At 62.2% G+C, this 20,212-nt stretch carries 19 protein-coding genes; 1 reads left to right on the plus strand and 18 read right to left on the minus strand.

Annotated features, from left to right (window positions below):
* Positions 1 to 61 precede the first annotated feature (61 nt).
* The 7 genes from AOBCEHNH_RS03980 to AOBCEHNH_RS04010 all read right to left on the minus strand — a co-directional run bounded on the left by AOBCEHNH_RS03980 (position 62) and on the right by AOBCEHNH_RS04010 (position 6,448).
* Positions 62 to 1,429 (minus strand): AI-2E family transporter, encoded by a 1,368-nt coding sequence (locus AOBCEHNH_RS03980; RefSeq protein ID WP_118271260.1) that lies wholly within the window; start codon positions 1,427 to 1,429, stop codon positions 62 to 64.
* Positions 1,430 to 1,480: 51 nt separating this feature from the next.
* Positions 1,481 to 2,266, minus strand: a complete 786-nt coding sequence (locus AOBCEHNH_RS03985; protein WP_152063248.1) for an RNA polymerase sigma factor SigF — start codon at positions 2,264 to 2,266, stop codon at positions 1,481 to 1,483.
* On the minus strand, positions 2,256 to 2,642 hold the full coding sequence (locus AOBCEHNH_RS03990; protein WP_118103440.1) for an ATP-binding protein: 387 nt from the start codon (positions 2,640 to 2,642) through the stop codon (positions 2,256 to 2,258). The genes AOBCEHNH_RS03985 and AOBCEHNH_RS03990 overlap by 11 nt, the downstream gene beginning before the upstream one ends.
* A complete protein-coding gene (locus AOBCEHNH_RS03995) occupies positions 2,635 to 3,198 on the minus strand; it encodes a hypothetical protein (RefSeq protein ID WP_152063249.1) in 564 nt (187 codons plus the stop codon). Before AOBCEHNH_RS03995 ends, AOBCEHNH_RS03990 begins: the two co-directional genes overlap by 8 nt.
* Before the next feature lie 80 nt (positions 3,199 to 3,278).
* Positions 3,279 to 4,604, minus strand: a complete 1,326-nt coding sequence (locus tag AOBCEHNH_RS04000; protein ID WP_152063250.1) for a replication-associated recombination protein A — start codon at positions 4,602 to 4,604, stop codon at positions 3,279 to 3,281.
* Positions 4,605 to 4,679: 75 nt separating this feature from the next.
* Positions 4,680 to 5,918: a deoxyguanosinetriphosphate triphosphohydrolase family protein gene (locus AOBCEHNH_RS04005; RefSeq protein WP_006722492.1), complete on the minus strand. Its 1,239-nt coding sequence runs from the start codon at positions 5,916 to 5,918 to the stop codon at positions 4,680 to 4,682.
* A gap of 71 nt (positions 5,919 to 5,989) precedes the next feature.
* Positions 5,990 to 6,448: a prepilin peptidase gene (locus AOBCEHNH_RS04010; RefSeq protein WP_193221173.1), complete on the minus strand. Its 459-nt coding sequence runs from the start codon at positions 6,446 to 6,448 to the stop codon at positions 5,990 to 5,992.
* Between the two features lie 60 nt (positions 6,449 to 6,508).
* Here AOBCEHNH_RS04010 and AOBCEHNH_RS04015 point away from each other — a divergent pair, with 60 nt between their 5' ends.
* Positions 6,509 to 6,862, plus strand: coding sequence for a hypothetical protein (locus AOBCEHNH_RS04015; protein WP_152063252.1), 354 nt, complete (start codon positions 6,509 to 6,511; stop codon positions 6,860 to 6,862).
* A 66-nt stretch (positions 6,863 to 6,928) separates the two neighbouring features.
* Here AOBCEHNH_RS04015 and AOBCEHNH_RS04020 read toward each other — a convergent pair whose 3' ends face one another.
* The 11 genes from AOBCEHNH_RS04020 to AOBCEHNH_RS04070 form a co-directional block, all read right to left on the minus strand.
* Entirely contained in the window at positions 6,929 to 8,203 is a 1,275-nt protein-coding gene (locus AOBCEHNH_RS04020; protein ID WP_006722489.1) for a glycosyltransferase family 2 protein, read from the minus strand.
* Positions 8,204 to 8,335: 132 nt separating this feature from the next.
* Positions 8,336 to 9,352: an RluA family pseudouridine synthase gene (locus AOBCEHNH_RS04025; RefSeq protein ID WP_152063253.1), complete on the minus strand. Its 1,017-nt coding sequence runs from the start codon at positions 9,350 to 9,352 to the stop codon at positions 8,336 to 8,338.
* Entirely contained in the window at positions 9,352 to 10,023 is a 672-nt protein-coding gene (gene lspA, locus AOBCEHNH_RS04030; RefSeq protein WP_226803234.1) for a signal peptidase II, read from the minus strand. The genes AOBCEHNH_RS04025 and lspA overlap by 1 nt, the downstream gene beginning before the upstream one ends.
* 89 nt (positions 10,024 to 10,112) lie before the next feature.
* Positions 10,113 to 12,941, minus strand: coding sequence for an isoleucine--tRNA ligase (gene ileS, locus AOBCEHNH_RS04035; protein ID WP_152063255.1), 2,829 nt, complete (start codon positions 12,939 to 12,941; stop codon positions 10,113 to 10,115).
* A gap of 510 nt (positions 12,942 to 13,451) precedes the next feature.
* Positions 13,452 to 13,889 (minus strand): 2-thiouracil desulfurase family protein, encoded by a 438-nt coding sequence (locus AOBCEHNH_RS04040; protein WP_152063256.1) that lies wholly within the window; start codon positions 13,887 to 13,889, stop codon positions 13,452 to 13,454.
* A gap of 69 nt (positions 13,890 to 13,958) precedes the next feature.
* Positions 13,959 to 14,219 (minus strand): 30S ribosomal protein S20, encoded by a 261-nt coding sequence (gene rpsT / locus AOBCEHNH_RS04045; protein ID WP_118271272.1) that lies wholly within the window; start codon positions 14,217 to 14,219, stop codon positions 13,959 to 13,961.
* 188 nt (positions 14,220 to 14,407) lie between these two features.
* Positions 14,408 to 15,379, minus strand: a complete 972-nt coding sequence (holA, locus tag AOBCEHNH_RS04050; protein WP_152063257.1) for a DNA polymerase III subunit delta — start codon at positions 15,377 to 15,379, stop codon at positions 14,408 to 14,410.
* Between the two features lie 52 nt (positions 15,380 to 15,431).
* The gene (locus AOBCEHNH_RS04055; protein WP_152063258.1) at positions 15,432 to 17,795 is read right to left on the minus strand and encodes a ComEC/Rec2 family competence protein; all 2,364 of its coding nucleotides are present in this window, start codon (positions 17,793 to 17,795) and stop codon (positions 15,432 to 15,434) included.
* The gene (locus AOBCEHNH_RS04060) at positions 17,786 to 18,397 is read right to left on the minus strand and encodes a ComEA family DNA-binding protein (protein ID WP_226803236.1); all 612 of its coding nucleotides are present in this window, start codon (positions 18,395 to 18,397) and stop codon (positions 17,786 to 17,788) included. The genes AOBCEHNH_RS04055 and AOBCEHNH_RS04060 overlap by 10 nt, the downstream gene beginning before the upstream one ends.
* A 288-nt stretch (positions 18,398 to 18,685) precedes the next feature.
* A complete protein-coding gene (gene thiI, locus AOBCEHNH_RS04065) occupies positions 18,686 to 19,927 on the minus strand; it encodes a tRNA uracil 4-sulfurtransferase ThiI (protein ID WP_152063260.1) in 1,242 nt (413 codons plus the stop codon).
* A complete protein-coding gene (locus AOBCEHNH_RS04070; RefSeq protein ID WP_039910223.1) occupies positions 19,928 to 20,212 on the minus strand; it encodes a DNA-directed RNA polymerase subunit omega in 285 nt (94 codons plus the stop codon).

Below are 20,212 nucleotides of genomic sequence, written 5' to 3' on the forward strand. Positions count from 1 at the left end.
CCCTGGGTTCAATTCGCGTCCCCACCTAGGGGGAACAGTTTCCAAACCCAGCTATTATACGTTAACGCACGTCGTCAGTTGTGTCGGTTTCCTCGGGTTTCTTAGCATCCTCCACCCGCTCGTGCGCGGAGAAGGGCATCTCAAAATCGATGAGCTTCGCCCAGGGATTCTCGAGCTCGGGCTTGGGCAGCGCCTCGGCCTCGGGCACCGAATCGCTCGCAAGAATCTGCGAGTCGGCAACGAAGGTGTCGTCGCCCAGTGCGTCGAACGCGGGGACGGGGCGTCCCTGCGCGTCTCGGAACGGGGCGCCGCGGAACAGCGCACCCTCATACGAAACGATCTGCTCGCCGGTACGGGTCTCGAAATAGAAGATGAACAGCGACTTGATGACCGCCACGAGCGGCAACGCGACGATCATGCCGATCGCCCCGCCAAAGGTGGAACCGACCACGAGAGCCGTGAGCGAAAGCACGGGATGGACCTGCATGGTGGATTGATTGATCTTGGGGGCGATCACGTTGTCGGTGATGTTTTGCGAGAGCATGGCCATGACCATGGTCCAGATGGCCATGATCGGGCTGTATACCAGGGCGATGAGCGTCGCGATGATGGCCGAGATCGAAGGGCCGACCACCGGGATGATGTTCAAAATGCCCGAGAGGATGCCCATCGTGATGGCATACGGGTGGCCCACGATCATGAACCCGACGAACGCCAGGAATCCCTGGATCATGGAGTTGATCAGGGTCGAGCGCAGGTAGCCGCCCACGGAACGGCTGAGCACCGCGACCATGAGGCGATAATCGTCGGCCTTATCCTCGGGCAGGATGCGGCAGATCTCCTCGTTGATGCGCGGATAGTCGCACGCGAGCCAGAACGCCAACACGAATCCAAGGAAGACAGTGAACACCATGGAGGCGATGTTATTCACCATGGGCACGATACCGTCGCGGACCGCGGAGAGCAGGCCCGAGAGCGCCTGATTGATCATGTCCTGCGCGGAGGCGAACAGCGACTCGATATTCACCACATCGTTCAGGTGCTCGACGATGGCGAATTTGTTCTCCATGCGCATGGCCCAGGAACTCAGGGCGGCGAGCTTGGCGGGGGCGTCGCGTAAAAGGTCGATCAGCTGACCGGTGACCATAGGGATCACCAGGGCAAAGAGCAGGACAAAGCCCACGATGACGACGAGCAGGCCGATGAGTGCGCCACCGGCGCGCGGCAGACCGCGCCGCTCGAGGAAGTTCACGATCGGGGAGGCCATGAAAGCCGAGATCGCACCAACCGAAAGGAAAATCAGGACGTTGGACAGGGACCCGATGAGCTGGAACACCACCGCGCAGATGATGATCACTCCGATGACGATCCAAATGTTCAAAAACGTCGTGCGCATGAGGCGCTCGGCGCGGGCGGTGTCGTGCTTCATGATTCCCCTTATGCATCCGGCGCATCGCCGGAGATGGCGCGGCGGCCGGGCTTAACCGGTCATGACCCCTTCGGGGTCGATCTTATCCTGGATCTTCTTGAGCGTCCGGCGCAGCAGGCGGCTGACCTGGACCTGGGAGATGCCGAGCTTCTCGGCGATCTCGATCTGCGTCATGCCCTTGAGGAAGCGCATCTCGATGACGTCACGCTCCCTCGGGGAGAAGCTCGCAAGCGCCTCCTCGATGATGATACGGTCGTCCGTAAACGCGAGATCGGAATCCTCGGTCGCATAGCGATCGATGACCGACGGGGTGTCATCGTCGTCGGCGCCAGACGGGGCCTCGAGGGAGACCGAGCTGTACGCAGAGGAGGACTCCATGGCCTCGAGGACCTCGTCCACGGTCGCGTCGAGGTAATCGGCGATCTCGGCGATGGTCGGAGAGCGCTGCAGCTGCGAGGTGAGCGTGTCTGTGGCCTGGTTGACCTTGGCAGAAAGCTCCTGCAGGCGGCGCGGCACGCGGACCGACCAGCCCTTATCGCGGAAATGGCGCTTGATCTCGCCCATGATGGTGGGTGTGGCGAAGGTAGTGAACTCAAGCCCGCGACTAGGGTCGAAACGGTCGATCGCCTTGAGCAGACCGAGGTACCCGACCTGGATCAGATCGTCGATGGGCTCTCCCCTGTTTTTGAATTTATTTGCGATGAAGCGCACGAGATTCAGATGGGACATGACGAGCTTCTCGCGCGCATCCATGTCCCCTTCCTCCTTGAATCGGCGGAAGAGCTCGCGGGTCTTCTCCTTATCCCAAGCGCTCTTACCCGAGTTCTTAGAGGTCATCGACGTCCGCCTTCACTTCGAGCACGAGACGGGCGGGAGACTCGACCTTCTGATAGACATCGCAGACGGAGCCGAGGATCAAATCGGCGTACGCGGCGGTGGGATCGTCGGCAGAGGGCTCCGCAAAGGCATCCGCCTCGAGGGTGAACGTCATGGCCACGCGCGTGGAGTCGACATCAAAATCGATGGTGAGGGTCTCGTCGGGCGAAGTGGCACACGCGTAGATAAAGGCCTCCTCGGCCGCCATGCGGATATCCTCGACACACTCGACCGACATGGAGGAGAGCGTGGCGACGTTCGCGGCGGTCATGCGGACGAGGCGGGCCAGATCGGGGTCGCACGAAACGACGAGAGAGATGGCAGTTGGGTTATTCATTGATGGTCTCCTCGCCGGGATTGTAGGTGAAGTAGGTGCGGGGCTCGGCCTGGGACTCGGCCTCGGGCGCGGGCGCCTCGGCAGGCTGGACCGCAGACTGGGCAACGGGTTCGTCATCGTGCACGGGCGCGGGCTTGACGGCCTTGGGGGCTGCAGCCTTGTGGCCACGGTTGAGCAACCTTTGGACCTTACCGGATGCGGCGTCGGCAAGCTCGGTGACGGCGTTAGAAGCGCTACTGGCGGCACCGCTCACGGCGGAGACATCGCGCAGAACGCCATTGACCTCGATCAAATCGGCAGACAGCGCCTCCACGGCGACGGTTGCCTGCTTGAGCAGAGGCTCGACCTGGGCAACTGCGGGCTGAAGCTCATCGACGACGCCGTCGAGCTTGGCTACGACAGGACGAGCCTCCTCGATAGTGCTGTTGACCTGCTCCACCGTCTTGTCGAGCGAAGCCACGACGTCGCGGGTGCGACGCAAGGTAAGCGCGAGCTCCGCGACGGCCCAAACGCCGACCAAGGCGAGCACGACAAGGACGATCTGCATAGGTTCCATGGATGCCTCCATTACAAACGAGCGACACACGTAAGGTTGATGATACCCCACAAGGACCGGGCGCAAACAAGGTCCAAACCCTAGCGCGGCTTGTTCTCCGCCCGCCATTGCTCCCAACCGCGACCGCTGGGCTGCCAAAACGCCCCGCGTTCCAGGCCCTCGGGCAAATAGCGTTGCTCCACCCAGCCCTGGGGGTAATCGTGCGGATACTTGTAGTCGCCATATTCGTCTGAACCGGGGCGATGACGGTCGCGCAAGTAGCTGGGAACCTCACGTTGCCCGCTTGTGCGAACGTCGGCCAGAGCGGCGTCGATGGCGGCCTCGGCAGCATTCGACTTGGGCGCGAGGGCGTTGTAAATGGCGGCCTGTGCAAGGTTGATGCGGCACTCCGGATAGCCGATGACCTCGGCCGCCTTAAATGCGGCCTCGGCCACAAGGAGCGCGGTGGGGTCGGCATTGCCGATGTCCTCACTCGCCTGGATCATGATGCGTCGGGCGATGAACTTGGGGTCCTCCCCCGCGTCGATCATGCGGGCGAGCCAATACACCGCCGCGTCGGGATCGCTGCCGCGCATGGATTTGATGAAAGCCGAGATGATGTCGTAATGCATGTCGCCAGACTTGTCGTACGACAGGCCGCGGCGCGGATTGGCTTGCTTCACATCTTCGAGCTCGATCGGGATGGGAGATGCGGAATCGGCCGGGGCTTCGCCCTCGCGACCGGGCCTGGTAAGGGCGATCTCGCTCGCCAACTCGAGCGTGGTGAGCGAACTGCGCCCGTCGCCGGCGGCGAGCGTGCAGATCGCGCGAACAACCTCATCACTGGCGCTGAAGCGCCCGTCGAGCCCCTCCGGTGCGCTCAGGGCACGGCGGACCAGGCGCTCGACGTCCTCATCGGCCAGGTGCTCGAGCTCCACGACGCGGCTGCGCGACAGCAACGCTGAGTTCACCTCGAAGTACGGGTTCTCCGTCGTGGCGCCGATCATGACGACCGTACGGTTCTCGACCGCGTGGAGCAGGGCATCTTGCTGGGAACGGGAGAAGCGATGGATCTCGTCGATGAACAAGATGGTGCGGCGGTCGAACATCATGAGGCGGTGCTTTGCCTCATCGATCTCTCGGCGCAGGTCCTTGACGGTGCCCGTAACGGCGGAGACCTCCACGAACTCGCTCTTGGTGTGCGAGGCGATGATATGCGCCAACGTGGTCTTGCCCGTACCTGCGGGTCCGTACAGAATCACACTGGAAAGCACGTCGTGCTCGATGGCGGATCGAAGCCAGGAGCCCGGGCCCACGGCCTTCTTCTGACCCACGTAATCATCGAGCGTCGACGGGCGCATGCGAACCGCAAGCGGTGCGTTCTTGAGCTGTTTTACGCGCTCGTTGCTGGAAAATAACGTGTCCATGGGCCTTCTCCGACGATCGTTCATTCAAACAAGAGTGTATCAAACGACCAGCCCTATTCAAACACCTGTTCGTATTCACTCGTTGATGTAGGTGCGCTGCGGAAAATCGAGCTCGGGGAACAGCGTACATGCGAGCTCGATGAAGTAGCCGTCCGTCATGCTGGCAATATAGTCGATCACCGTCTGGTCAAAGTCGCTCGACCAATCGTACGTGCGGCCGTAATGCGCAAGCGCTTTGTCGATCCTGGCAATGTGGTGCCTAAAGATGGTGCTATGCTCGTCATGCGCCTTGAGGTCGCCGAGGAAGTGCTCGTACATGAGGCTGAACGCCCGTGCCATCATGTCCTTGCGCTCCTCCTCGATCGCGACGGAATGGTAGATCATCGCGTAGTTCTCACGCTTGGCACGGCGAATCTCCTCGAAGAGCTCCTCGCTCATCTCGATACGGTCCTTGCCGTAACTATGCTCGACGATATCGATCGACGCACGCGTTAGGATCCACGAGTTATACCGGCCGCCCATACCGTCGGCAAACGCGCCCTCATCCACAAGACCCGCCTCGATGGCGTCTTGGCGGTCGCGCCCGACATAGGCGATGATGTCGGAGATGCGGACCACGCAGGCCTCGAGCGTCATGGGACGAAGCGTCTTCACGTAGTCGAAATCGCTCGCATAGCAACGATCGACGACTGCGTCGAACTCCTCAAATCCACTCAAGCCGGACAGCTCGAAAACGCGCTGCTCGTATTCGCCGTTATGGCAGAGCACTCCGTCGAGGGTCTGCAGCGAGAGATTCCTGCCGTACAGCCCGTCCAGGACGCGGACGGAATGGACGTTGTGGAAAAACGAACGGCCGGTCCGAGCCTCGCTGATGTCGTTCAACAACGCCTCCCCCGTATGTCCGAAGGGCGTATGGCCGAGGTCGTGCCCGAGACCGATCGCCTCGATGAGATCGCAATTGAGGCCGAGTGCGCGGCCGATGTCGCGCGCGATACGGGCCACGAGCTGCACGTGCAGGCCGCGACGGGACAGGTCATCGTTGCTGCGGAAGCTGAAGACCTGCGTCTTGCCGTTATAGCGGTTGTATGCGGGAAGGTGCAAGATCTTCTCGGTGTCGCGCACGTAGGAGGGGCGCCAGATGCTGTTGCGATCGGCCGGGCGGTCCTCCCTGCGGATCACGTCCTCATCGAATGCACGGTAGGGATTGACCCATCCCCGTGCGCGGTCGTCCTCCATACGCTCGACGAGCGCATGGGACAGCTGGTCGGGCATGGAATTTAGGCGGTCGAACAAGGTGCTCTCGGTCGTACTCATGTGCTCATCCAATCTCTCACGATTTCATGCGCTTATAGTCGCATACCGAGAGGACAAAACACGGTCCAGTTTCACGGAAGCAAAGAAGCGAGCGGGACGAGCGCACACCCAATGGCGACGAACGGCAGCAGCGGCAGGGCGTCTCGTCGCGCCAGCAAGCCGCAAACGGCGAGCAGGCACAATCCCAAGATAAACGAAGCGAGCGCATAGAGCGGGTCGGCCAACATGAGCGCGGCGAGGAACTTGACGTCTCCCCCACCGAGCCCTGCGGCTCCGCTGTGCATGCGGCGCCAAAGGGTCTCGGTCGCAAGCAACAACGCCATCACCGCAACGGCCGCCAATGCATGCCAGGCAAAACCGCGGATGCCACCATGCATCAACCCAAAGATGGCGCTCGTGGCCGCCAACAAGACCGAAAGAGCATGCGGGAACCGTCGCTCACGCGCATCGATAAAGGCGGCCGCCGCAATCTCGCCCGCAAGGATGACCGAAACGAGCATGTCGAGGACGGTCGACAGTTGCGTGGGCATGACCGCCTCCTTCACCATCGGTATAATGGGTTAAAAACCGCGAATGCAAGCGAGGACACCATGGAAGCACCCTCTTTTGATTACAGCAAGATAGCACCGAACGCCCCCGAGGATACCGATCTCGTTTCGCGCCAGCCGGTAATCGAGAGCGCCAGCGCGTCCACCGCGAATCAGGCGAACGATTCGAACTTCGCCTACATCCTTACCGGATGCGTCTTGGGGGGCCTCGCCGTGTTCACCATCGCGTTCCTGTGGTTGGCCTTCGGCGTCATGCAGTCCGCCGTAACCGCCCCCTACATGTACGACCACATGGAGGAGTCCCACACCGATTCTTGGGATGACTATTCGAGCGAGCTCGAGGAATTCGAAGACCAGCTGTGGGACGAGTACCACAGCAGTCATCGCAACGCGTAGCGCCCATCCGAACACGCTTAAGACCGAAGGACCCCGCCGCCCATCATCGGGCCGCGGGGTCCTTCGCTACTTTGCGCCGTCGAGCACCTCGTCCAGCGTGACGCTCACATCATGCGGCGTGGGCACCCAGTCGACCTTGAGGAACAGGGCGGCCACGGTAAGCGGCACGTAGGTGAACATGAACAGTGGGAACGTGAACAGGTTGGTGAAGATGCGCCATTTCTGCGGGCAGTGAATGTGCTTCCACTCGGTGATGGTGGTGGACAGGCCCATCACGAAGAACGTGCCGTACATGTAGGCGAGCATCATGATGATCGACCCGATCGCCATCTCTATCTCAGCATCCGTGGCCAAGAAGCCGTGGCTCAAGCTGCCTACCGCGATGAACGTCACGTTGACAAGCAGGCACATGAGAGTCAGCAGCATCGCCGGACCGACGACCATGAGCATGTCGTAGGCCGCAAACCGATGGAACTTGCCGATGGACTTGAACATATGGCGTCCGTAAGTGAACAGCACCTGGTAAAAGCCCTTTGTCCAACGCATGCGCTGCTTGATCGAGGCCTTGAGCGTGACCGGCTGTTCATCGAAGAATTCGGCAGGCGCGTACCCAATCCGAACGCCGTGGATGGCGCAGAACGTCGAGAACTGGATGTCCTCGGTCAGGGTATGGAAATCCCAGCCCTTCATGCCCTCGATGAGCTTGGCACTCACCAGATACCCCGAGCCCGACACGGCGCAGGAGGTATGGCAGATCATGCGAGCGTTGTTGAGATAGCGGGCCTCGCGGATGAACCAGGTCGCATAAGCCGAGGAGATCCAACTGCTGCCGAAATTCTTGGAGTTGCGGTAGCTCGTAAGCGCAAGATAGCCCTGGTCGAACGCATCGTTCATGATGGTGACGTAATCACGGGAGAGCAGGTTGTCGGCGTCGAAGATAAAGAACGCCTCGTGCTTGCCGGGGTACTCACGAAGGATGCGGTCGAACCCGTAATCCATGACCCAGCTCTTGCCCTTGCGCGAGAGGTCATTGCGCTCGTAGACGATGGCGCCCGCCTCACGCGCGGCCTGGGCGGTGTTATCCGTACAGGCGTCGGCCACCACGAAGACGTCGATCAACTCGGACGGATAATCCTGGTCCTTGATCGATTTGACCAGGTTGGCGATGACCGCCTCCTCGTTATGGGCGGCGATGAAGAACGCATAGGTATGCTGCTTCTTCGCCGGGGGAATCTTCACCTGGCCGCGAATGAGACCGATGAAGAAGAAAACCACCTGATACAGGAAACAGACAGAGAACACCAGACCGACGATGGTGTTGAAGATGACAATCGGAGTCAAAGCATCTCCCGAGACGAAGGGTGCAGACCGTTCAAGTGTACGCCACTGGATGGGCCTTATGGCATCCGGCAGGATATGAACATGACTGAGGCGGGTGCACCACGCCGATGAACAGCGGGCGCGCCCTCAAACTCAGTCCTCGAGCAAGCCGAGTTGCGGAACGATGACATCGCCCGCGGCCGTGCGGCCGAGCGAGCGATCGTGCAGCTCCTCGAGAGCGGCTGCCAAGTCCCAGGGCAGCTCGTCGCGACAGCTCACGACCTCACCGGTGATGGGATGCTCGAACTGGACGCTCCACGAATGCAGGAACTGACGATCGAGGTCGAGGTTCATGCGCCCGTTACCCTTGCCGTAGAGCGGGTCGCCCACGAGCGGATGGTGGATATGGCGCATGTGCACGCGGATCTGATGGGTGCGCCCGGTATAGAGGTGGCACTCGACGAGCGTGTATCCCTCATCTCCACGCGCGGGCTCGAAGCGCTCGAGCACCTGGAAGGTGGTGATAGCCTGACGGGCGAACGGATCGTCGGACACGGCCATCTTCACACGGTCGCGCGTGGACCGCGCGATGCCGGTGTTGATCGTACCCTCATCCATCACGATCTCGCCGTGGACGAGCGTGATGTAGCGACGGTCGAGCGTGCGCGTGCGAATCAGGTTCTGCAGGGCGCGCTGGGTCTCGTCATCCTTAGCCGCGAGCATGAGACCGGACGTGTCACGGTCGAGCCTATGCACGATGCCGGGGCGATCCTCGCCCTGGACCGTGCCAAGGTGCTCGATCCCGCAATGATAAACAAGTGCGTTGGCCAGGGTGCCGTCCTCATGTCCATGAGCGGGGTGACACACCAGGCCGCGCTGCTTGGACAGCACAAGGAGATGGTCGTCCTCATAGCGGATGTCGAGCGGAATGGCCTGAGGCACGATCGCCCCCGGCTCGCGCACCTCGGGAAGCTCGATGGAGATGCGGTCACCCTCGCATACGACCTGCTTCTTGGACAGACATGTCTCACCGTTGACGGCAACGGCGCCGGCCTCGACCAGCTTCGCGCAGGCAGAGCGTGAGGGGCAGGCATCCTGGGCCCCCAGATAGGCGTCGAGGCGCTCACCGGCCGCCTCGGACGGAACGAGCAGATGCACGTCGGCTGCCATTACGCATCACCGCCGTCAGCGGGGACGTCCTCGCCCTCCGGGCGTGCGGTATCTCCGCCCTGCGCATTGGAAGCGGCGCGCACGCGACGGACACGCTCGGCGCGACGCTTCTCGCGACGCGCTGCCGCGGCCTCATCACGGGCGTTCAGCTCGGCCGTCGCATCGACCTTTGCCGCGGGCGAAAGGAACATAAAGCCCACGAACGCGAAGAAGACGCCGACGCAAATACCGATATCCGCGACGTTGAAAACCGGGAAGTCGATGAAATCGGTGGCGATGAAATCGACGACATAGCCGAGCATCAGGCGGTCGATCGCGTTGCCGAGCGCTCCTCCGGCCACAAGGCCCAACCCGAGCGTCTCGAGTTTGGAGACCTGACGGGTGCGAGTCAGGTACTGCAGGATGGCGACGATCACAAGGGCCGCAAAGGCGACGAAGATCAGGCCCATGCCCTCACCGAGGCTGAAGGCGGCACCCTTGTTCGCCACAAAACGGAAGCTCAAGATCCCCGGAATCACAGGGACGTTCTCCCCCGTCGCCATAAGGGTGTTCTTCACGAACACCTTCGTGACGTAGTCGAGAGCGAGCGTCGTGACGGCGGCGATCAACGCCACGCAGGCACGCCACGATAGAGACGGCTGGAAGGCCGTTTCCGTCTTCTTGTCTGCCACGTCGGCCCCTTTCATCAGAGGCTCGGGAGGGGTCAAGCGCCCCGCCCGAGCCTCGGCATGTTCAATTCGTATGCTTCGCGAACAGGAGATTAGGCCAGCGCGGCGGCGCAGCGGTCGCAGATGTGCGCATGCTCGCCATGGACGCCCGTGCTCTCGCGGAAGTTCCAGCAGCGGTCGCAGGCCTCGCCATGCGCAGCCTCGATCTCAGCGGTGAACTGATCGCCCTCGGCCAGCTCCACCTCGGAGACGATGTAGAACTCGGCAAGGTCAACGGCCTTGTCACCGGTGAGCAGGGCGAAAGCCTCTGCCGGGGCGGTCGCCTTCACGCGAACCTGCTGGCTCTTGGTGAAGGTGCCCTCGGCGCGCGCGGCCTCGATGGCCTTGGTGACAACGCTGCGGAGCTCGAGCGACGCCTCGAGGACGCCGGCGAACTCGTTGGCCTGCTCGAGCGTGATGGGGCTCTCGTACCAATCGAGAAGGGCCGCGTACTCCTGGTTGTCGCGGCAACCGGCGGGAGCGAACTCCATGGCCTCGTCGACCGTGTAGGACAGAATCGGCTGCAGGTCGCGCATGAGCATGGAGAGCAGCTCGGCCACGACGGTCTGCGCGCTGCGCATCTCGTGGCTGCCGGGCTTCTCGCAGTACAGGCGGTCCTTCAGCGCGTCGAGGTAAACATTGGAGAGCTCGGTGACCACGAAGTCGTACAGCGTGCGGTACGCGCGGTTGAACTCGAAGCCCTCGTAGGCGGCGTCGACCTCGGCCTGCACCTGCGTAAGGCGGGCGAGCATGAGCTTGTCGAGCGGCATGAGCTCGTCAAAAGCCACACCGTCGATCGTGGGCTCGAACTGGCCCTCGAGCACGGACAGCAGGAAGCGCAGGGTGTTGCGGAAGCGACGGTACGCGTCGGAGGTGCGGGCGAGGATCTCGTGGTCGCAGGCGACATCGGTGGAGGTGTCCACGGAAGCAACCCACAGACGGATGATGTCGGCGCCCATCTCGTCGCAGATCTTGTTGGGGTCGATCACGTTGCCGAGCGACTTGGACATCTTGCGGCCCTGGCCATCCAGGGTGAATCCCTGGGAGATGACGGCCTTGTACGGAGCGATGCCGTTGGTGCCCACGGAAGTCAGCAGCGAGGACTGGAACCAGCCGCGGTGCTGGTCGGAACCCTCAAGGTAGACGTCCGCCGGATACTTGAGCTCGGGGCGGTACTCGCACACGGCCTTCCAGGACACGCCGGAGTCCCACCACACGTCGAGGATGTCACGATCGGCCTTGAGGTGATGGCCGCCGCACTTGGGGCACACGCAGGCGTCGCCGAGGTAGGACTCAGGGGCGTCGGTGAACCAGGCGTCGGAGCCCTTCTCATGGAACAGAGCGATGACCGCGTCGAGCGTGTCGTCGTTCATGATCTTCTCGCCACAGTCGGCGCAGGTGAAGGACGGAATCGGCACGCCCCAGTTGCGCTGACGGGAGATGCACCAATCGGGACGCTGCTCCACCATGGCGCCGATGCGGTTGACGGCGTGCTCGGGATACCAGGACACGTGGTTGCGCACCTGGTCGAGCGCCTGCTCGCGCAGGCCGGTCTTGTCCATGGAGACGAACCACTGATCGGTGGCACGGAAGAGCACCGGGTTCTTGCAGCGCCAGCAATGCGGGTAGCTGTGGGTGATCTTGACCTCGGCCACGAGCATGCCGCGGTCGCGCAGGAACTGGATGATGTGCGGGTTGGCCTCGTCGGTGTCCATGCCGGAGAACGGGCCGCCGGCACCGAACTCGTCGCCGTTGTAGAAGCGGCCGTCGTCGTCGACGGGCATGCAGACGTCCATGCCCTCCTTCATGCAGACGTAGTAGTCATCCACACCGTGGCCGGGCGAGTTGTGAACGATACCGGTACCGTCCTCGGTGCCCACGTAGTCGGCCAGCAGGGCGACGCCCTCGACACCGTCGAAGACGGGCTGCTTGTAATGCAGGTGATCGAGCACCTCGGCGGGCACCTCGTAAGGCTTACCGTCGACCATCACGGGGGTGACATCCCAGCCGGCGATGCCGCAGACCTTCTCGGCGAGGTCCTTGAGCATGATCTCGGCGCGGCCGTCGTGCTCGATGGCGGTATAGATCGCCTCAGGCTTGAGAGAGACCGCCTGGTCGGACGGGATGGTCCAGGGCGTGGTGGTCCAAATCACGAAGTCGACCGGGCCATCGAAGGACTCGAGGCCGGCGGGTTTGCTCGTCAGCTCGAAGCGGACGTAGATGGACGGGCTCGTCTCGTCGGCGTACTCGATCTCGGCCTCGGCGAGCGCGGTGTGGCAGTGCTTGCACCAATGGACCGGCTTGTGGCCGCGATACACCATGCCGCGGTCGAACATGGCCTTGAAGGCCTCGATGTCAGCGGCGTCATGCTGATGGTAGAGCGTGAGGTAGGGGTTGTCCCAATCGCCCAGAACGCCCAGGCGCTTGAAGCCCTCACGCTGCAGGTCGATGTTCTCGACGGCGAACTTGTTGCAGAGCTCGCGGATCTCGGCCGTGGAGGCCTGGTTGAACTTCTCGGTGCCCATCTGGGTCTCGACCTTGTGCTCGATAGGCTGGCCGTGGCAGTCCCAACCGGGCACGTACGGGGTCTCATAACCCTGCATGGCCTTGTAGCGGTTGATCATATCCTTGGCGATCTTGTTCATCGCGTGACCCAGGTGGATGGGGCCGTTGGCGTAGGGAGGACCGTCGTGCAGGACGAACTTCTCGTGGCCCTCGTTCTTCTTGAGCATGAGCTCGTACACGTGGTTCTGCTGCCAGCGCTTGAGACGCTCCGGCTCGCGCTGCGCCAGGGCCGCCCTCATGGGGAACTTGGTCTTGGGCAGGTTCATGGTCTGCTTGTACTCGTTTGCCACGAATACCCCTCTCTGTTGTGGGCGCATGAAAAAAGCACCCGTCCTAGCTCAAGCTGGGACGAAGCGCCTATGAATGCGGGAAGCAGACCCGCGTGCGTTTCGCTATACCACCCAGCTCAAAGGTTCGCGCGATCGCGCTCCCCTCGTACTCGGCTGGTCTGTCACGACGACCATCCCGGCGACGCCTACTGGGCGCGAACGCGCCGTTGGGGCCGCGGCTCCGGGGTGATATTCGATGCGGCCGCACGCACCCGGATCGCAGCTCCCCGGGCTCTCTTCGCCGTGCGGGTCCGACCTACTCGTCCCCATCAACGCCTGTGAGTCGACATGATAGCACGGGCGGACCGCACAGAGGGCGAAACTCACAGCCCGACCATGTCGAGCAAACGATCATGTGGCCCTGCGCCACAACGCCACGCTAAATCAGCGCAAAACGTTCCCCAAAACGTACACTTATTTTGCAAAACCCCAGGATTCGGATTTCAAAGTGTACGTTTTGGGGAACGTTTTGCCCCAATCTACCGGCATTCGGTGAACTCAGACGTCGGCCACGTCCACGATTCGCACTCCCCCGCGCTCAAGGGCCTCCGCGAACAGCCCTTGACCGGGAATCAAGCGACCGGTGAACGTGCCATCGTACACCTCGTGCACACCGCAGCTCGGGCTACGCGACTGCAGGACGGCGGCGGCCAGCTCGCCCGACACGATATGCGGTTTAAGCCGCGCCATCTCAGCGGCAACGCCCGCACGGTATTCGGCATCGACGCTGACTCCGCAATTGTTCACAACCTCCCCGTCAACGATCTCCGCGGGAGGACGAGGCGTGGGAAGACCGCCCGCCACCTCAGGACATACCGGAATGATCTCGATCTCGGGATGCTTTGCCAGCTCCGAGAGCAAACATTCGCTGCGGTTATTGCCGCCGCTGTATTTGCAGTTCTCGCCCAGAAGGCAGGCGCTTACCGCGATTTTCATGGCACCTCCTATGCAAAAACGGGCCCCGCAAGCGGGACCCGTTAAAGAACAAGCTATGTTCGCGATACCTTAGAGGGTGTTCACGAGCTTCTGGATGCCGGACTTGCGGTTGGCAGACTGGTTCTTGTGGATGACGCCCTTGGCGACAGCCTTGTCCAGCTTGCGGTAGGCGGTGGTGGCAGCAGCCTGGGCAGCAGCCTTGTCGCCAGCCTCAACGGCGGCCTTGACGTGCTTGATAACGGTCTTAAGCTCGGAGCGGATCGCCTTGTTGCGGACGCGAGCAACCTCGCTGGTGCGGATGCGCTTCTTCTGAGACTTGATGTTTGCCATCGGGTTCGGTTCCTTTCGGGTACTTACAAGGTCTTACTATCCGGCCTCTGAGACACGGTTGTTGAGGTCATACGGGCGAGTATTTTACACGCGCAACCCAGCTCACGCAACAGAAATCAAGCAATATGTGCAGGTTGCGCGGGATTATTCACAAGTTCACCCACCAACTCGCCACAATGACCGAGGATTTACCTGCCCCGGCGCTGCTGGGGGCGGCACATGCCCATGACCCACATCTGGAGCGCCAGCTCGCCGTCGCGCGACCCTTTCAGTGCCAACTCGACATCGACCGCCGAGGACAGTGCCTCGAGCAGCTCGTCCATCTTCCATCGACGCGCCCATGAGGCGTGGTTCTTGACCTGCCAGGTCTGGACGCCCAGGGTAGAGGCCAGCTGCCCGGCCTGTCCGCGGGCATCGAGGGACTTCGCGATGATAAGCTCGCGCAGGCGCGTCACCAACAATGACCAGATTCGGACCTCGCTCTTGGCCGGCTGCAGCTTGAGCAGTTCAAGCGAACGGGTAAGGTCGCGGGCGGCCACCGCATTGAGAAGCTCCCACGGCTTGACCTCGGCGGTACGCATGACATGCCGTTCGACGTCGGCGAGCGTGATCTCGGGGCCGTCGATCATCGAGGCGAGTTTCTTAAGTTCGTTGTCGAGCATGCGCATGTTCTCGCCAGCGCGAGAAACCAGGGCCTCGGCGGCGGGGATGCCCATCGCCTTCCCGTGTGCCTGCGCCATCTTCGCCACGCGGGGTGGAAGCTCATACGCCTTCATGGGAGCACAGGAGATGACGGCCTTCGCCCCAAGCTTTGCGATCGCCTTGTAGAGCCTCGTGTTCTTCGCAAGCGTTGTGGCAACCACCAAACACACCGTCGTGGGAGAGGGATTGGCAAAATACTCCACCAACGGCTCGCTCACCGCCTTGGGCAGCTTGTCACAGTTTCTCAAAATGACCAAACGAAACTCTGATCCCATGGGGAAGGTGTTGAGGGAGGCAATGATGTCATCGATCTGTGGGTCCTTGACCATATCCCGTTCATCAAGGTTGAACGCAGCCATGCCGGACGCATCCAAGCGCGCCTTCATCTTCTCGATCGTGTGCGAGCTCTTGAGCTCGTCGGAGCCCACGACGAGGTATCCCGGCAACAACTCCGCCATATGTGCAGCCCCTCTCTCACCGGTCAACTGACGTCTCAGTATAGCGAAGCGCTCAGCGCTGCGTTCGAAACCGAGGATACGGATGCCCCGGCGTCACATGAATATCTCCTACGTCCTTAGTGCACAAGAACATCGATCCCGACGCCTCGACCATGCGCACACATGTGGGATTAGGGTGCCCATAACGATTCCCCTCGCCGGCACTCGCCACGCAAAGCTCCGGCAACAGCGAGTCAAGCGCCTCGACAGATACCGAAACGCGGGACCCGTGATGCCCGAGCTTCAAGACATCGATATCGCCCACTTCCCCCATATACGATTCGAGTTCATCCCGCTCGGTATCACCGGTCAACAAAACGCGAAGGCTCCCGCGTGCCCCCTCATAGGAAACATCCAGCACCGCCGAATCCGCGTTCTCGTCGCCACGTACCCTGGTATCCGGCCAAATAAGCTCACAGACGAAGGTGCCGACTCGCACTGCATCGCCCTCGCGCAGCTCGCTCACGGCGGGCCCATCGGACAATTCCGCCGGAATATGGTCCGCCGCACCATCCGCAACGTACAGCCGATCGACCCGCACACCCTCGAGAACATCGGGAAGGCCGCCCCAATGGTCCTTATCCCAATGCGTGACCACAACACCGTCGAGTCCAAAGACATGATTGCGCGCCAGGGCCGTCCGAGTCGCCTCCCCTATCCCCGCATCGACAAGCAGCGTCGACGGTCCGTCGCGTATCAAGATCGCATCTCCCTGTCCGATATCGAGCACGATGACCTCAGGAGGAGCAAAGCGGGTCCAATAGAAGACATGCACGACGATACAGGCGAATACGAGGGCGAGCACGAGCACGAGACGCTTCGGCATGACGGGCTTCCAGCGAACATACACCAGGAGTGCCGCACCGTAAGCGATCGGCGCCACTACCCACGACGACTCGACCGAAACGAGCGCAAACGGAATGCCCGCACACACCTGCGCGAAAAAGACGGATATGCGCGCAAGGCCGTCGGCGGGCGCCAGGGCGAATTCGGCGATGGCCCCGGCTGCGCCGGACACACCCGTAACCTGGGCAAGCACGTCAGATATAGTTGCCACCCCCGTGCCAAGCAGTCCGGTCACGAGCAGGCCGCTCATGGCCGGGCCGACAAGCAGGTTCGCCAGCGGCGAAACGAGCGACACCTCGCCGAACACCGGCAAGGTCAGTGGCAACGTGGCCCATTGGGCTACCAACGTGATGGACAGGGCATCTGCAATGGGCGCGGGGACATGCAGAGCGCATAGATGGTGCCGAACATAGGGGCCGAAAAGGATAATGAACAGCACACTCGCAACCGAAAGCCGAAATCCAAGGTCATAAACAGCACCGGGATCGACGGCGACCAGGGCGGCCACCGCGATCGCAAGTCCCGAAGGCGCGTGCGCGCGGCGATGGCCCATGATCGCCGCCGATGCGATCGCCACCATGCAAACCGAGCGGATCGCAGAAGGGGCTCCCCCGGTGAACACCATGTACGCAGCCATGACGAGAAGCATGACCAGCTGCTGCGCTCCTTTTGAGAGCCCCACATGGCGAAGCGCTCGCTCAAGCATGGCCGCGATATAAGCGAAATGGCTTCCCGAAACCGCCACGAGGTGCGTGAGTCCGCAAGCGGAGAAATCGGCCTGAGCTTCCGACTGGTTGAGCTCCGTCGTCCTACCGCACACCGTCCCGGCAACCAGCGCCCGATAATCGCTCCCTCCCGCGTCGAGCACGCGCAGCGCTCGGGCCCGAAGCGACCCAATCGACACGCCGCGCGCCTCGGTCCCTTGCTCCAAAATCGACACGATACGGGCCGAGGCGACCTCCCCTTTCGCAAATCGGCTTCGCGCATAGTCGGAGTCATCAAGCGCTTTCACGCGACACGCGGCGCGAACTGAAGACCCATTCTCAAGCTTCGCGTCACTCAGGACGCGAACCGGCCCAAGGCGCTTCTCCGTATCGACGTCGACCATGAGAGCGGTCGATGAGAAACCCCGCTCACCGGCAGAAGGATCGCCATGGATGAGCAGGACGCACGCCCCGCCACCCGCACCGAGGACCGCGCGACTCCCCGCCTGCCATCTCAACAACCATCCGGTTGCGGTGATGCAGCCGATCAAGACACCCATGCCGAACATCGCAATCGGGCGAGCGATGGAGCCGAGGCGACCCGACCCTCGCAAACGGCGAGCGAGAGCGAACGATAAGACGGACATCAAGCTCAACGCCCAAGCGCCGGGCCAGGACACCACATCGCCGCAATCGTGCAGTCGCCACCCCGCTTCGAGCATGAGCAGCGCCGATGCGCATACGCCCGCTGCGAGAAACGCCGTGGGCGGAACATACGGACGAACCGGCAAATCCCTGCCGCTACCCACCATGCCCATCACACGCATATCGAGCTTTTGAGCTTTTCGAACTTCTTCTCGCCGATGCCACTCACGCGCATGAGATCCTCGATGGTCGAGAACGGGCCGTTCGCGTCGCGATCCTCGACGATGGCGCGTGCGGTCGACGGCCCCACCCCTGGCAACGCATCAAGGTCCGATTCCGAGGCGCGGTTGATGTCGACGGGCCCGTCGGCAGTGGCGGCCCCCTGCGCAGACGCTCCGACATCGGGAGCCACGGCGCCCGAACCACCACCGCCCACCTCCCCCATACGCGGTACATACACCTGCTGCCCGTCTTGCAGCTTTGCGGCTCGATTGACGCGAGCCGCATCGGCATCTGCGGCAAACCCACCGGCAGCTTCGATGGCATCCCCCACTCGCGAATCGGCCTGCAGGGTCACAAGGGAAGGAGCGCCTACGGCGCCAGCAACATCAACCACGATGACCTCTGGCTTCTCCGGTTTACTCCCAGATCCCGAAACGCCGTCATCCGAAGCAGCGTCGTCATGTTCGACCTCTGCCGCACCTCGCTCCGAACTCCCAGCATCCGAACGCGTGACCAGAACTCCCCCGTCACCGGCACCCGCCGCCCCGAGGGCCCCCGTCACTCCCGCTCCAAGGGCCATGATCGAGAGAGTCGCGACAACCGCCCCGATCACCAGCACCGCCGGCCGCTGCCTCGCATAGAGCCTGCAACGTCTTGCCCATGTCATTCTCTCCTCTTGCACCTGTGCCATATGCGCACCTCCCCTCTTCAAGCATCGCAAGACGGGAGGCGCGAGGCACCGACAATATGAAGTAGCGTCGGTCGGTCTGTATGGCAATCTGGCCGCAACCTGTCCATCGTGGGCAGATTGCGACCAGATTTAGAGCCAGATTGTGGGCAGGCGTGTGGATTACTCGGCTGCCTGGTAGCGAATCTCGATCTCACTGTGGCGTTCGCGCATGCAGCGGGGGCGCTTGTATACCGGCGCCTCGAAATCGACGTACTCGACATGGGAGATCAGGTAATCGATCATCGCCTCGTGATCGAACATCTCCCATGCCTCGTGAACCTCGTCGAGCTTCGCATGAGTCTCGGGACGACGCGGCATGAACAGCGTGCAGCAGTCGGGCGCGGTCTCGCACGAGATCTCGTACGTGCCGATCTGCTTTGCGCGCTCGATGATCTCCTGCTTGTCCGAGCCGATGAGCGGCCTGAACACCGGGATATCCACGACCTCGTTGACGGCCATGATGTTCTCGAGCGTCTGCGACGCGACCTGGCCGAGCGACTCGCCCGTGACGATTGCCTTGGCGCCCTCGAGGCGCGCGATGCGCTCCGCCACCGAGTACATGACGCGACGATACATGATCACGCGCAGATCGGACGGGGTCTTCATCGAGATCTCGCGCTGGCAATCGCCGAACGGGACGACGTACATGCGGCCGATCTGAACCGCAGGCGCGAGTTGCTCAATGATATCGCGGCACAGATACTCGCTCGTATCGGCCGTCTGGGGACGACCGGAGAAATGGATCGGCACCACGACGGCGCCGCGACGGGCAAGCTGCCAGGTTGCGACCGGAGAATCGATACCGGAGGATAGCAGCGTCACAACTTTGCCGGCGCTGCCCTGCGGCAGGCCACCCACGCCGCGCATGCTGCGGGCGTATACATACACGCTGCCCTGGACGACGAGCACGTGCACACAGGCATCGGGCTCGCGCATCTGGACCTTCTTCTCGGGATACGCGAGACAGAGCGCCTCGCCGACCTGACGGTTGAGATCCATGCTCGTGAGCTCGTAGTCCGTGTTCGAACGGCGCGCAGCGACCTTGAAGGTCTCGAACGGTCCGAACTCGGCGAGAGCATCGATCGCAGCGCGGCAATACTCATCGGGCTCACGGTTCGTGTGGAACGCCAGCGAGCAGCGGGCGACGCCCGGAACCTGGGCGATGAGCGGCATGGCGCGCTCGGCCTCGCCCTTGGTGGAGAAGGTGACGAGGATATGGCCGGAGATACGCGTCACGCACGAAACGGAAAAGGCGGCCAAGGCCGCCTTCAACGAATCCATGAGGACGCGCTCGAACCGCGTGCGGTTCTTGCCCTTGAGCCCTATCTCGTGATAGTGCACCAGGCATACGCGACTTGCCAATTAGGCCTCCTGGGGGTCGATGTGGCCGAGGGCGGCCTCATAACGCTCGTGGTCGTAGGAGATGGTGCCATCCACGATCTCCTCCATGGCCATGGAGATGGTGTCCTTGCCGGACAGCATGACGGTGAGGTCATCGGTGTCCTGGACGGCGAGGACGCGGCTGTGCTGGCCGCGCAGCATGTTGTTGATGTCGCTGGCGCGCTGGGACGCGAGCGAGGAGAGCAGGAACCTATTGTGGTCGGTCTTCTCCAGCAGGTCATCAATGGCAGGCTTCACAACAGACAC

Source organism: Collinsella intestinalis, assembly GCF_902501455.1.
Taxonomy (GTDB): Bacteria; Actinomycetota; Coriobacteriia; order Coriobacteriales; family Coriobacteriaceae; genus Collinsella; species Collinsella intestinalis.